Source organism: Meiothermus sp. QL-1 (assembly GCF_003351145.1).
Classification (GTDB): Bacteria; Deinococcota; Deinococci; order Deinococcales; family Thermaceae; genus Meiothermus.
In genome coordinates this window covers 481,445-494,162 of sequence record NZ_QQSV01000001.1, presented here as the reverse complement: position 1 = coordinate 494,162, position 12,718 = coordinate 481,445, and the positions used below count along the sequence as shown (strand labels likewise).

The window sequence follows — 12,718 nt, the reverse complement described above, 5'->3', positions numbered from 1 at the left end:
CCTAGCATACCAACCCGAGCGAGGCATGACACTGGGTTGACCGGGCCGGCGCTAGACTGTAGCTGATGTCAAAGCTGCTCCTGGTTGAGGACGAGCCCTCCGTGCGGATGGGCCTGCGGCTTTCACTCTCCAAGGCCGGTCACCAGGTGCTGGAGGCGGCCTCGGTGGGCGAGGCCTGGGAAAAACTGGCCCTGGCCGACCTGGTTATCCTGGACTGGATGCTACCGGACGAGCCTGGCATCCGGCTCCTGGAGCGGCTCCGGCGGGACGGGCGCTACGAGCACCTGCCGGTGCTGATGCTCACCGCCCGGGCCGGGGAGAACGACCGGGTGGAGGGGCTGAACCGCGGGGCCGACGATTACCTGACCAAACCCTTCTCCACCCCTGAGCTCATCGCCCGGGTGCAGGCCCTCCTGCGCCGGGTGGGCAAGAGCGGGCGGATCGAGCGGGGTGCGCTTTCCTTGGACCTCGAGCGGCACCAGGCCTTCCTAGAAGGCCACCCCCTGGAGCTTACCCGGCGCGAGTTCGACCTGCTGGCCTTCCTAGCCCGGCACCCCGGGCGGGTATACACCCGGGAGGAGCTCCTGGAACGGGTCTGGGGCCAGGAGTTCTTGGGCACCGTGCGCACGGTGGACCAGCATGTGGCCCAGCTCCGCGACAAGCTGAACGAGGACCCCAAGAACCCCCGCTTCCTCGAAACCCTGCGCGGGGTGGGCTACCGCTTCAAGGAATAGCGTATGCTGGGCACCCTCCTGCATAACGCCTGGGAAGCGGCGCGGGAGGGGGTGCTGCTCTTCCAGGAAAACCGGGTGGTCTACCTGAACCCGGTGGCCGCCCACCTTCTGGGCGTCGAGCGGGAAAAGGTGGTGGGCCGCCCGCTTCTGCTGGCCTTGCGCGACCACAAGCTGGAGGCGCTGTGCCGCGTGGGGGGAGAGGCCACGGTGGAAAGCCGGGGCCGCACCCTTTGGATCAAGGCCCGGCCGGGCATCCTCCTTTTGTGGGACCAGACCGAGGAGAAGAACCGCCTGGAGGCGCTGGAGGAGTCGAGCCGGGTCCTGGCCCACGAGTTCCGCACCCCTGTGGCGGGGATGCTCTCGCTGCTGGAGGCCCTGCAGGGGGGGCTTAGGGGGGAAGAGGCCGAGGAGGCCCTGCAGCTTCTGTACCAGGAGACCCAGCGGCTCCGCCGGCTGGTGGAGGACCTGCCCCTCACCAAGCACCCCGGCCTGGAGCGCACCTTCGCGCTGGAGGAGCTGCAGGGCCGCCTCGAGCGCTTTCTAGCTCCCCTTTTGGCCGAGAAGTCGGCCTGGATTCGCTGGCAAACCCCCCACACGGTGCGGGCCAACCCCGATGCGGTCTACCAGGCTTTGCTCAACCTGCTCGACAACGCGCTAAAGTACGGCAGCGGAAGGGAGATACAGGTGGTGAGCGAGGAAACCGCAGAGGGCATACGGCTCGAGGTCCGCAACGAGGGGGAACCGCTGAAGGAGTTCGAGCGGCTCTTCCAACCGGGCCAGCGCGGGGTGCACGCGGCCAACGTGCGGGGCACGGGGCTGGGGCTGGCCCTGGTGCGGCGGCTGGCCGCTAGCTGGGGAGGGCAGGCCTACGGGCGGCCTTTGGAGGGGGGGAATGCCTTCGGCTTCACCTTCCCCCTCCAGGCCGAAAGCCGAGGCCAGCAGCGGGCCACCTCGAGGCCCGTGTAAACTAAGGAGAAAGCTATGCGCGAAGGACTCGACCGCGAACTAGGCCACATCACCGAACAGACCATCCGCATGATCTCGATAGTGCGCGAGATGGTGGAAAAAAGCGCCAAGGCCCTGGCCGACCAAGACTCCGGGCTCGCCCAGGAGGTCATCGCCCAGGACAAGCAGGTGGACGCCCTGGAGATGGAAATTGAGTCAGAGGCCATCGCCATCATGGCCCGCCAGGCCCCGGTGGCCTCTGACCTGCGCTTCACCTTCACCATCATCAAGGCCCTGACCGACCTCGAGCGGGCCGGCGACTATGCGGCCCACGTGGCCGAGGATGTGGTCATCCTGACCAAGGAACCCCCCCTCAAGAACTACATCACCCTGCCCGACATGGGCCGCCGGCTTACCCTGATGCTGGACCTCATCTCCAAGGCCATCGCCGAACGCGACCTGGAGGCGGCCAAGGAGGTCTTCCGCCGCGACGACGAGATCGACGGGCTTTATGAGGAGGTCTCGCGCGAGCTGCTCACCTACATGATGGAGGACCCCCGCACCATCACCAAAGCCCTCACCCTAGGCCGGGTGGCCCGCAGCTACGAACGCCTGGGCGACCACCTGGAAAACATCTCCGAGCGGATCATCTACTGGCTCACCGGCAAGATGGAGAAAAAACCCGAGGACGTCTACTAGCACCTATACCACCTGCCCCAGCCGTGCTAGACTCTCCCCGTGTCGCGCGAGGAGAAGGCCCAGGCTGTGCGGCGGATGTTCTCCGAGATTGCCCCCCGCTACGACCTGCTCAACCGCATCCTTTCAGCAGGCATCGACCGCCGCTGGCGCCAGGCCCTGGTCAGGGCCGCCTTGGAAAAAGCCCCCCAAAGCGTCCTCGACCTGGCCACCGGTACCGGCGACGTGGCGCTCCTGCTCAAGCGGCAGGCCCCCCAGGTTGAGGTGGTGGGGGCCGACTTTGCCCCGCCCATGCTCGAGCGCGCCCGCCAGAAGGCCCGAAAAGCAGGCCTGGATATCCTCTTCTTGGAAGCCGACGCCCTGGCCCTGCCCTTCCCCGACGGGCGCTTCGAAGCGGTGACCATCGCCTTCGGCTTCCGCAACTTCGCCGACCACACCAAAGCGCTGGAGGAGCTCCACCGGGTGCTGGCCCCTGGGGGGCGGCTCTGCCTCCTCGAGTTCCCCCCGCCCCCCAAGACCGGGCTGGGGCGGCTCTACCGCCTCTACTTCACCCGCCTGCTGCCCCTCATCGGCGGCCTCGTCTCCGGCAACCCCCAGGCTTACCGCTACCTGCCGGAGTCGGTGGAGCACTTCCCCGACCCCCCCACCCTGGCCGCCATGATGGACCGGGCCGGCTTTGATACCCGCTACCAGCTCTTCACCGGCGGTATAGCCGCCCTCCATATCGGGGAAAAAAGATGGCCCCGTCGCGGAGGTATTCATGCCGCATAACCTGGAGATAGACCCCCAGCCCCTCCTTCTGCAAAGCCTGGAAACCGGCGAGCTACCCGACCTAGAGGGGATGTCGCTGGCGCGCGAGTATGCCCGCGAAAAGGCCCAGGGCCACGCCGGGGAAAACGAGATTGTGCGCTGGTCGCACGGGCCTGGGGGGTTCTACTACGAATTCAAAAAGCTCCCCGCCGCCTTCTATGCCCGGCTGGGCCCCATCCAGGGGCAGTATCTTAGCGCGAAGGAGGCCCAGGAGCTGGTCTGGGAGGCCCTGGTGCGGGCCGAAAAGGAACCGGTCGAGCTGGTGCTCTTCTACACCCCTCAAATGCAAGACCCCCAGGACTTCTACCTGGCCTACAACCTGGGTCACACCCGCATCGAGCGGGGAGAACCCCGCTACGCCCTGCCGCTTTTCCTGCGCCTGAAGGACCACCAGCAGCTTTGGGTGATGCTGCGGGATAAAAACGCCTTCCTGCTTTTTCGGCTCGAGCAGGGCCAGCCCCTGCTGGGCGGGCTTGGAGCCTGATCAGTGCGGGTGGCCGTGCAGGTCGTGGACGTGGCCGTGCTCGAGCTCCTCCGGGGTAGCCGGCCGCACTGCGGTCAGGGTCACGTCGAAGTCAAGGGTCTCGCCGGCCAACGCGTGGTTGAAGTCAATGGTCACGCTGTCGCCATCCACGGCCAGGACGGTGAAGGGCATGGGGTTCCCCTGCGCGTCCTCCGCGTAGAACATGGCCCCTTCGGCCAGCTCGGCATCTGGGGGGAAGGCCGCCCGGTCCACCACCTGCACCCCTTCGGGGTCGTAGAGGCCGTAGCCCTTCTCGGGGGGCACCGAAACCACCACCCGCTCCCCCACCGCCTTGCCCTCCAGGGCCTCCTCCAGCCCCGGCACGATGTTGTGGTAACCGTGCAGGTAGGCGAGCTCGCCCTGGTCCACGATCTCCTCGTCCACGCGCAGGGTGTAGCGGATGGAAACCACCTGGCCTTTGCTTGCAGTCATACACACTTCCTTTCTCCCGAGAAACCCCGAGATGCCCAAGTATAAACCCTGGGGATGAAACCGGCCTAAGCCGGGGCTATACTGCCCCCGGGAGGCGTCATGTTTGTCGAAGATGTGATTGGCAAAACGCCCGTGGTGAGGCTGCGGCGCATCGTGGAGCCCGGCATGGCCGAGGTCTGGGTCAAGCTCGAGGGCAACAACCCCGGCGGCTCCATCAAGGACCGCACCGCCTGGTACCTGATCAAGGATGCCGAGGAACGGGGCATCCTCAAACCCGGCTCGGGCCAGCTCATCGTGGAGCCCACCAGCGGCAACACCGGAATCGGCCTGGCCATGGTGGCCGCCAGCCGCGGTTACCGGCTCATCCTGACCATGCCGGCCCAGATGTCCGAAGAGCGCAAGCGCATCCTCAGGGCCTACGGGGCCGAGCTTATCCTGACCGACCCCAGCCGCCGCATGCTGGCCGCCATCGAGGAGGCCCAGCGCATCGTGGCCGAGACAGGGGCCTTCATGCCCAACCAGTTCGACAATCCCGCCAACGCCCGCGCCCACTACGAGACCACCGGCCCGGAAATCTTCGCCCAGATGGAAGGGCGGCTGGATGCTTTTGTGTACGGCTCCGGTACCGGGGGCACCATCATGGGGGTGGGGCGTTACCTGCGCGAACGGCTGCCCAAGGTGCAGATTATCGCCTGCGAGCCGGCCCGCAGCAACGTGCTCTCGGGGGGGCAGATGGGGCCCCACCAGTTCCAGGGGATGGGACCAGGCTTCATCCCCCCCAACCTGGACGTGAGCCTCCTCGACCGGGTAATCCAGGTGCTGGAGGAGGACGCCTTCCCCCTGGCCAAACCCCTGGCCCGCCAGGAAGGGCTTTTCGTGGGCATGAGCGCCACCGGCATGATCTGGGCCGCCTTGCAGGTGGCCCGCGAGCTGGGACCAGGCAAGCGGGTGCTGACCATCGCCTGCGACTCCGGCATGAAGTACCTGTCCACCCCCCTATTCGCGGAGGAGGCCGGAGTGGCCCAGCCGGTCACTTCTTAGCCGGAGGACGGTAGTTGCGCACCGGGCCGAAGATGAAGCGGTTGAAGATGATGTAGGCGGCCAGGTAAACCCCCATCTGCACCCAGAAGTTGTTGAAGAGGGTGACCCCGCTGGCCCCCAGGTAGCTCATCAGGAGCGAAAGGGGCAGGATGACCACAAAGGCCCTGAGGAAAAGGCCCGGAAAAAGCCGCAGCATATCCCGCCCCGTAAGCGGTACCCGCTGTTGCGCCCGACGCTTGAGTTTTTCCTCGCGACGTCTTTTGCCCACGGGGTAGAGTGTAACCGTCTTCCCCGCCAAACACCAGATGTGCATTTGGACCAAGAGGCCTAGCGGCGTGCCCTATACTAGCCTAGGCAGGCGGTCCGGTAATATCCGGCTGCAATCATACAATAAACTGCCCTGGCCGCCTGTTCCTGCCGAGGAAGCCCCATGAGCACCACCCAAACCCCCACCCCCATCACCGAGATGCTGCGGAGCATGGTGGAGGCCCGGGCCTCTGACATCCATCTCCAGGCCGGCGCACCGCCCACGGTGCGGATCGACGGAAAACTCAAGCCCTTCACCACCAAGACCCTCTCCCCCAGCGATGTGGCCCAGATTGTGCGCAGCCTGCTCAGCCCGGCCCAGCTCGAGGAGCTCGAGTACAAAAAGGAGATGGACTTCGCCTACACCATCCCGGGCCTGGCCCGCTTCCGCTGCAACCTGCTGCACCAGCGGGGCAGCCTGGGCCTGGTTATGCGGGTAGTATCGGAGAACATCCCCAGCTTCGAGGCCCTGGGCCTGCCCCGGGCGGTGATGGAACGGCTGGCTGCCAAGGAGCGCGGACTGGTCCTGGTTACCGGTCCTACCGGCTCGGGCAAGTCCACCACCCTGGCCGCCCTCATCGACCACATCAACCTGCACTACCCCAAGAACATCGTCACCATCGAGGACCCCATCGAGTTCCTGCACAAGCACAAGAAGAGCCTGGTGGTGCAGCGGGAAGTAGGGGTGGATACCGACTCCTTCGCCTCTGGGCTCAAGTACGCCATGCGGCAGGACCCCGATGTGATTCTGATCGGTGAGATGCGCGACCGCGAAACGGTGGAGGCCGCCATCATGGCCGCCCAGACCGGCCACCTGGTCTTCTCCACCCTGCACACCCTGGACGCCATCCGCACCATCAACCGCATCATCGACTTCTTCCCTCTGCACGAACACCTGCAGATCCGCATCCTTCTAGCAGAGTCGCTGCTGGGTATCCTCTCGCAAAGGCTCCTCCCCAGGGCCGACGGACAGGGGCGGGTGCTGGCCCTGGAAATCCTGCTGGCCACCCCCTTCGTGCGCGAGCTCATAAAAGACGAGCACAAAACCCCCCAGATCAAGGACGCCATGCTGCAGGACAACCTGCACGGCATGCAGACCTTCGACCAGCACCTGGTGGAGCTCTACACCCAGGGCCTCATCAGCCTGGAGGACGCCGAGGCCTCGGCCACCAGCCCCCACGAGCTCAAGCTGATGCTCACCAAGGCCACTGGCCGGGGCTACTAGTCCAGGCGCTCCAGGCCGGCAAACCTCACCGCCAGGCGCTTGAGGCCCACCCCCGGGAACATCACCGTCACCTCGCCCCCCATGGCCGCCACCACCGTGCCCTGGCCAAAGCGGGGGTGGCGCACTTTTTCCCCGCCCCTGAACTCCGCTGGCCGGGCTTCGGGCCTGGCGCGGGGCATCTTCGGCTCGTCGAAGAAGCCCACCTCCTGAAGCAGCTCCCGGGGTATATCCTCCAGAAAGCGGCTTGGGCGGGTGGGCTCGCGCCGGCCGTACACCTCGCGCTCCTCGGCATAGGAGAGGTAGAGCCGCTCCTGGGCCCGGGTGATGCCCACGTAGAAAAGCCGCCGCTCCTCCTCCAGGTCCTCCAGGCGGCTCAGGCTGTTGCGGTGGGGCAGGAGGTTCTCCTCCAGGCCCACCAGGAAGACGACGGGGAACTCGAGCCCCTTGGCGTTGTGCAGGGTCATCAGGGTGACCGCCTCCCCTGCTGCCTCGCCCTGCGGCTCCTCGGCCTTGGCCGTGAGGGCCACCGCGTCCAGGAAGTCCGCCAGGCTTCCCCCCTCCTCCCGTTCCCAGTCGCGCGCTGCCCGCAGAAGCTCCTCCACGTTCTGCAGGCGGTCCTCCCCATCCGGCTCCTCGCGCAAAGCCTCCAAAAGACCGGTCTCGTCCAGCACCCGCTCGAAAAAGGCAACCGGCCCACTCTCGAAGGCCGCCTCCCGCAAACCCTCCAAAAGCTCCAGGAAAGCCTCCACCGCCTGGGGCCGGCTCAGCACCGAGGAGGCCGCGCGAAAGGCCTCGTAAAGGCTTATCCCGTTGGCCTGGGCGTGCTCGGCCAGCTTGGCTATGGTGCTGGCCCCAATGCCCCGGGGGGGAGTGTTCACAATCCGGCGCAGGTTGAGGGCATCGGCGGGGTTGACCGCCACCCGGGCGTAGGCCAGCAGGTCCTTGATTTCCCGCCGCTCAAAGAAGCTCACCGCCCCCACCAGCCGCACCGGCACCCCTGCCCGTCGCAGGTGCTCCTCCAGCAGGCGGGACTGGGCGTTGGTGCGGTAGAGCACCGCAATACCGGCATAATTGCCCAGCCTGCTGACCTCCCGGGCCACGAAGGCGGCCTCCTCGCGGGCGTCGGGGGCCCTGTAGAGCCGCACCGGCTCCCCCCCTGATTTGGTAGGACGAAGGACCTTTTCCAGCCGGAGGGTGTTTTTCTCGATCACCGCGTTGGCCACCCGCAGGATGCTGGCGCTCGAGCGGTAGTTCTCCTCCAGGCGTATCACCCTGGCCTCCGGGTAGTCCTGGGTGAAGCGAAGGATGTTGTGCAGGTCGGCCGCGCGAAAACCGTAGATGCTCTGGTCGGGGTCGCCCACCACCATCAGGTTGGGCCGCTCTCCGGCCAGAAGCCTGACCAGGCGGTACTGCACCGGGTTGGTGTCCTGGTACTCGTCCACATGGATGAACCGGGCCCGCTGCCGCACCTTTTGCAGCACCTCGGGGTGGGTCTCGAAAAGCCGGATGGTGAGGAGCAATAGATCGTTGAAGTCCACCGCGCTCTGCGCCTGCAGGGCGGCCTGGTACCTGCGGTAGACCTCGGCCGCCTCTGCCTTGGGCACCCCGCCGATGAAATCGGGGGCCTCGCGCAAGAAGGCCTCCAGGCCCTGGCCCTGGTTCTTGAGCCGGTCCAGCATGGCCCTGAGAGGCCCCGGCCTGGCCTCTATTCCAAGCTCCTTCAGGACCTCTTTCAGCAGGGTGTTCTGGTCATCGTCGTCGTAGATGACGAAACCCGGCCTGAGGCCCACGTACTCGCCGTAGACGCGCAGAATGCGCACCGCTGCCGCGTGGAAGGTGGAGACCCAGAGGTCCTTGGCCTGGGGGCCCACCATGGCCACCAGGCGCTCCTTCATCTCGCCGGCGGCCTTGTTGGTAAAGGTCACGGCCAGAATCTCGCTGGGGTAGACGCGGTGCTCCCGCATAAGGTAGGCGATGCGGTGCACCACCGTGCGGGTCTTGCCAGAGCCGGCCCCGGCCACCACCAAAGCCGGGCCGTGGAGGTGCCGAACGGCCTCCTGCTGGGCCGGATTCAGGGAGGAAAGGAGGTCGGACATGCGTTAGAAGTCTAACACCTGGCCGAGGACCGGGGGATTGGTAGAATCCGGAAGTGCTGGTGATACCTGCGGTGGACATCCAAGGCGGGCGGGTGGTAAGGCTCTACGAGGGCGACCCCAGCCGCGAGACGGTCTACTTCAACGACCCGGTGGAAGCAGCCCTCCACTGGCAGGCCCAGGGGGCCCCGATGCTGCACCTGGTGGACCTGGACGCGGCCACCGGCCGGGGGGAGAACCGAAAGGTCATCGCAGACATCGCGCAAAACCTCGGGGTGCCCTTCCAGGTGGGGGGCGGGGTGCGCAGCCTGGAGGCGGCCCAGGCCCTGCTGGCCCTGGGGGCCCAGCGGGTGGTGGTGGGCACCGTGGCGGTGAAGGCGCCTGGGGTGCTCGAGGCCATGCTAGAAACGTTGGGCCCCGAGCGGGTGGTGGTCAGCCTGGATGCCAGGGGGCTGGAGGTGGTGGTCTCGGGCTGGACCGAGGCCACACCCCTGCAGGTGCCGGAGGCCTGCCGGCGCTTCTGGGCGGCCGGGGTGCGCACCCTGATCTACACCGACGTGCGGCGGGACGGCACCCTGAGGGGCCTCGACCAGGGGCCGGTGCGGGTGGTGCGGGCGGCCTGGCCGGGCCAGCTCATCGCGGGGGGTGGGATTGCCTCGGAGGCCGACCTCGAGGCCCTGCGGGGGCTGGGGGTGGAGGGGGCCCTGGTGGGCAGGGCCCTGTACGAGGGGCGGATCGACCTCGGGCGTTGGGGTAGACTGCTAGCATGAGGGCGCTGAGCGGGCTGGCCTTTCTGGTTGTGCTGGCGGTGGCCGCCGGTACCTGGGGGCTCTACACCTTAGAACCCAACCTCCTCCTGGGGAGCCCCTGGGGGCCGGTGCACGTGGCCTTTCTGGTGCTGGCCGCCTTTGGGCTGGGCCTCGTGGTGATGGGCCTTTATGTGCTCTCGGGCTGGCTGGGGGCACAGGCCGCTTTGCGCCAGCGCCACCGCGAGCTCAAGCAGGTGCGCGCCGAACTCGAGGCCCTCAAGAGGCAGCACCCCGAGGAAACCCCGGTCATTCCCGACCGCCTATGAGCTGGAGGTTCCGCCCCTGGCCTCCTTCGGAGGAGCTCCGGCGCCTGGTGGAGGAGCTCGCCATCCCCCCTCTGGCCGCCGCGGTGCTGTGGAACCGGGGCTTCCGGGGAAAAGCAGACCTCTTCCCGCCTCTCGCGCCGTTGCCCCTCCCAAACCTGGAAAGCGCCGCCAAGCGACTCCTTCAGGCCCTGGAGCGGGGCGAGCGCATCCGCGTCCACGGCGACTACGACGCCGACGGCCTCACCGGTACGGCCATCCTGCTCAAGGGGCTCGAAAACCTCGGGGCCTGTGTCCACCCCTTCATTCCCCATCGCCTGGAGGAGGGCTACGGGGTCCTGATGGACCGGGTGCCCGAGCACCTGGAGGCCTGCGAGCTCTTTATCACGGTGGATTGCGGCATCACCAACCACGCCGAGCTAAAAGAGCTGGCCGAGAACGGCCTCTCGGTGGTGGTCACCGACCACCACACCCCAGGCCCCACCCCGCCCCCCGGCCTCATCGTGCACCCTGCCCTCTCGCCCGCCCTCCAGGGCCAGCCCCACCCCACCGGGGCAGGGGTGGCCTTTCTGCTTTTGTGGCAGGTGCACGACCTGCTGGGGCTGCCTCCTCCCCTCGAGTACGCCGACCTGGCCGCCATCGGCACCATCGCCGACGTGGCCCCTCTGCAGGGCTTCAACCGGGCCCTGGTCCAGGAGGGCCTGCGCCGCCTCAGGGAATCGGCCCATCCGGGGCTCAGGGAGCTGGCCCGGAAGCACTGCCGCGCCTACAGCGCCCACGAGGTGGCCTTTCGCATCGCCCCCCGCCTCAACGCGGCCTCGCGGCTGGGCCAGGCCGAGCTGGCCCTGGAGCTCCTCACCAGCGAGGACCCGGCGCGGATTCCCCTGCTAACCGAGACCCTGAACCGCCTCAACACCGAACGCCAGCGCATCGAGGAGGCCATGCTGGCTCGCCTGGAGGCCCAGCTCGACCCTTCCCTCCCGGCTTTGGTCCTCCACGACCCTGAGGGCCACCCCGGGGTGATGGGCATCGTGGCCAGCCGGCTCTTGGAGCGGCACCACAAGCCGGTCTTCATCATCGCCCAGGGCAAGGGCTCGGTGCGCTCCACCCCCGGCATCAGCGCGGTGGGGGCCCTGCAGCACGCCAGGGCCCACCTGAAGCGCTTTGGCGGGCACGCCCAGGCGGCCGGCTTTGCCATCGAGGAAGCCGAGATTCCCGCCTTCACCCGCTCGGTCCAGGCGTACGTGGGCCGGTTCCCTGCGCCCGTGCCCGAGATTCTGCTCGACGGCTGGCTGGAGGGGGAAGACTTAGGAGGGCTGTACCGGGCCTTAGAGCTCCTGGAGCCCACCGGGGAGGGCAACCCCAAGCCCCTCTTCTATCTGCGGGGGCGGCCCGAAGGGGTGCGCACCCTGAGCGAGGGCCGGCACCTCGCCTTCCGCCTGGGCGGCCTGCGGGTGGTGCGCTGGCGCGATAGCGGGGAAAACCTGCCCGAGCAAGTAGAGCTGGCCGCCGAACTGGTTCTCAACCGGTGGAACGGGGAGGAGTATCTGGAACTCCGGGCCGAGGCCTACCGGGAGGCCCTGCCCGAGGGGGCTTTAGGGGAGGTCTGGGCCCTGCCGGTGCCCTTCCGCCAGGGACTAACCCGGGCCCTGACGGAAAAAGCCCGGGTGTACGTGCGGCCCGAGGGGGCCTCCTGGTTCAGGGCTCAGGGCGTCGAGGTGGTACCCCCCGAGGAGGCCGCTTACTGGTTCAGCCTCCCACCCACCCCCTGCCGCCCCCCCCGGGTCTTCCTGGCCCTTTCGGAGAAGGCGCTGGAGGAACTGGAAACCCACCCCAATCCCATCCTGGGAGCTTTGGGGCGGCAGGTGGTCTCCGCCTACCGTTCGGGGCTGGCGGCGCTTTTGGGGCACAGCCTCGAGCGCTACTGGCAGACCCTGGCCGCCGCGGTCTACCAGCCCCGCCGGGCGAGCCGCTCCTCCTCGGAGAGGTAGTCCAGGTTGATGCCGACCATGGGCTCGCCCAGGTCTTCGGAGACCTCGGCCAGCACCTCGGGGTTGTTGTAGTGGGTCACCGCCCGCACGATGGCCCGGGCCCGTTTGCGCGGGTCGCCCGACTTGAAAATCCCCGAACCCACAAAAACCCCGTCCATCCCAAGCTGCATCATGAGCGCAGCGTCGGCAGGGGTGGCCACCCCGCCCGCGGCGAAGTTGACCACCGGCAGCCGCCCGTGCTCGTGCACCCAGAGCACCAGCTCATAGGGGGCCCCCAGGTTCTTGGCCAGGGTCATCAGCTCCTCGCGGGGGGTGGCCTGGATCTGCCGGATGCCCCCGAGCACCTTGCGGGCGTGCCGCACCGCCTCCACCACGTTGCCGGTGCCAGCCTCGCCCTTGGTGCGGATCATCGCGGCCCCCTCGGCGATGCGGCGCAGGGCCTCGCCGATATCGGTGGCCCCGCAAACGAAGGGCACCTTAAAGGCGTGCTTGTCGATGTGGAAGGACTCATCGGCTGGGGTGAGCACCTCCGACTCGTCGATGAAATCCACCCCGATGGCCTCCAGGATCTGGGCCTCCACAAAGTGGCCGATGCGGCACTTGGCCATCACCGGGATGGAGACCGCAGCCATAATCTCCTTGATCAGCTTGGGGTCAGACATGCGGGCCACGCCGCCCTGGGCACGAATATCGGCGGGAACGCGCTCCAGCGCCATCACCGCCACCGCCCCAGCCTCCTGGGCAATCTCGGCCTGCTGGGCGTTGACCACGTCCATGATCACGCCCCCCTTGAACATCTCGGCGAATCCGGTTTTGACCCGCAGGGTTCCTTTCTCCATTCCTTCCTCCA

Annotated in this window: 14 protein-coding genes; 10 read left to right on the top strand and 4 right to left on the bottom strand. The window is 67.5% G+C overall.

The genetic code is table 11. From position 1 onward, the window contains the following. The first annotated feature begins 65 nt into the window (after positions 1–65). The 5 genes from DV704_RS02475 to DV704_RS02455 are packed head-to-tail and all read left to right on the top strand — an operon-like array spanning position 66 to position 3,669. Positions 66–734, top strand: coding sequence for a response regulator transcription factor (locus tag DV704_RS02475; protein WP_114797950.1), 669 nt, complete (start codon positions 66–68; stop codon positions 732–734). A 6-nt stretch (positions 735–740) separates the two neighbouring features. Next, the gene (locus DV704_RS02470; RefSeq protein WP_114798023.1) at positions 741–1,700 is read left to right on the top strand and encodes a sensor histidine kinase KdpD; all 960 of its coding nucleotides are present in this window, start codon (positions 741–743) and stop codon (positions 1,698–1,700) included. A 15-nt stretch (positions 1,701–1,715) separates the two neighbouring features. Further along, entirely contained in the window at positions 1,716–2,378 is a 663-nt protein-coding gene (gene phoU / locus DV704_RS02465; protein ID WP_114797949.1) for a phosphate signaling complex protein PhoU, read from the top strand. A 39-nt stretch (positions 2,379–2,417) separates the two neighbouring features. Next, on the top strand, positions 2,418–3,146 hold the full coding sequence (ubiE, locus tag DV704_RS02460) for a bifunctional demethylmenaquinone methyltransferase/2-methoxy-6-polyprenyl-1,4-benzoquinol methylase UbiE (protein WP_114797948.1): 729 nt from the start codon (positions 2,418–2,420) through the stop codon (positions 3,144–3,146). Beyond that, the gene (locus DV704_RS02455; protein ID WP_114797947.1) at positions 3,136–3,669 is read left to right on the top strand and encodes a hypothetical protein; all 534 of its coding nucleotides are present in this window, start codon (positions 3,136–3,138) and stop codon (positions 3,667–3,669) included. Before ubiE ends, DV704_RS02455 begins: the two co-directional genes overlap by 11 nt. Here DV704_RS02455 and DV704_RS02450 read toward each other — a convergent pair whose 3' ends face one another. Beyond that, positions 3,670–4,140: a peptidylprolyl isomerase gene (locus tag DV704_RS02450; protein ID WP_114798022.1), complete on the bottom strand. Its 471-nt coding sequence runs from the start codon at positions 4,138–4,140 to the stop codon at positions 3,670–3,672. A 99-nt stretch (positions 4,141–4,239) separates the two neighbouring features. On the opposite strand from DV704_RS02450, the gene cysK reads away from it, so the two are divergent. Continuing rightward, on the top strand, positions 4,240–5,181 hold the full coding sequence (cysK, locus tag DV704_RS02445) for a cysteine synthase A (RefSeq protein ID WP_114797946.1): 942 nt from the start codon (positions 4,240–4,242) through the stop codon (positions 5,179–5,181). Here the strand turns inward: cysK and DV704_RS02440 are convergent. Next, complete coding sequence (locus DV704_RS02440; protein WP_114797945.1) at positions 5,171–5,449, bottom strand: hypothetical protein; 279 nt, start codon at positions 5,447–5,449, stop codon at positions 5,171–5,173. The two genes, cysK and DV704_RS02440, sit on opposite strands and share 11 nt — an antisense overlap. A gap of 162 nt (positions 5,450–5,611) precedes the next feature. Here DV704_RS02440 and DV704_RS02435 point away from each other — a divergent pair, with 162 nt between their 5' ends. Next, positions 5,612–6,712 (top strand): type IV pilus twitching motility protein PilT, encoded by a 1,101-nt coding sequence (locus tag DV704_RS02435; protein WP_114797944.1) that lies wholly within the window; start codon positions 5,612–5,614, stop codon positions 6,710–6,712. Here the strand turns inward: DV704_RS02435 and DV704_RS02430 are convergent. Then, the gene (locus DV704_RS02430; protein WP_114797943.1) at positions 6,709–8,808 is read right to left on the bottom strand and encodes an ATP-dependent helicase; all 2,100 of its coding nucleotides are present in this window, start codon (positions 8,806–8,808) and stop codon (positions 6,709–6,711) included. The two genes, DV704_RS02435 and DV704_RS02430, sit on opposite strands and share 4 nt — an antisense overlap. A gap of 53 nt (positions 8,809–8,861) precedes the next feature. Between DV704_RS02430 and hisA the strand changes: the two genes are divergently transcribed. From hisA to DV704_RS02415, 3 genes are read left to right on the top strand one after another with little or no spacing between them, the layout of a single operon-like run. Beyond that, complete coding sequence (gene hisA, locus DV704_RS02425; RefSeq protein ID WP_114797942.1) at positions 8,862–9,575, top strand: 1-(5-phosphoribosyl)-5-[(5-phosphoribosylamino)methylideneamino]imidazole-4-carboxamide isomerase; 714 nt, start codon at positions 8,862–8,864, stop codon at positions 9,573–9,575. Further along, complete coding sequence (locus DV704_RS02420; protein ID WP_114797941.1) at positions 9,572–9,880, top strand: LapA family protein; 309 nt, start codon at positions 9,572–9,574, stop codon at positions 9,878–9,880. The genes hisA and DV704_RS02420 overlap by 4 nt, the downstream gene beginning before the upstream one ends. Then, positions 9,877–11,868, top strand: a complete 1,992-nt coding sequence (locus DV704_RS02415; RefSeq protein ID WP_114797940.1) for a DHH family phosphoesterase — start codon at positions 9,877–9,879, stop codon at positions 11,866–11,868. Before DV704_RS02420 ends, DV704_RS02415 begins: the two co-directional genes overlap by 4 nt. Here the strand turns inward: DV704_RS02415 and pdxS are convergent. Then, complete coding sequence (gene pdxS / locus DV704_RS02410; RefSeq protein ID WP_114797939.1) at positions 11,826–12,707, bottom strand: pyridoxal 5'-phosphate synthase lyase subunit PdxS; 882 nt, start codon at positions 12,705–12,707, stop codon at positions 11,826–11,828. The genes DV704_RS02415 and pdxS overlap by 43 nt on opposite strands. Positions 12,708–12,718 lie beyond the last annotated feature (11 nt).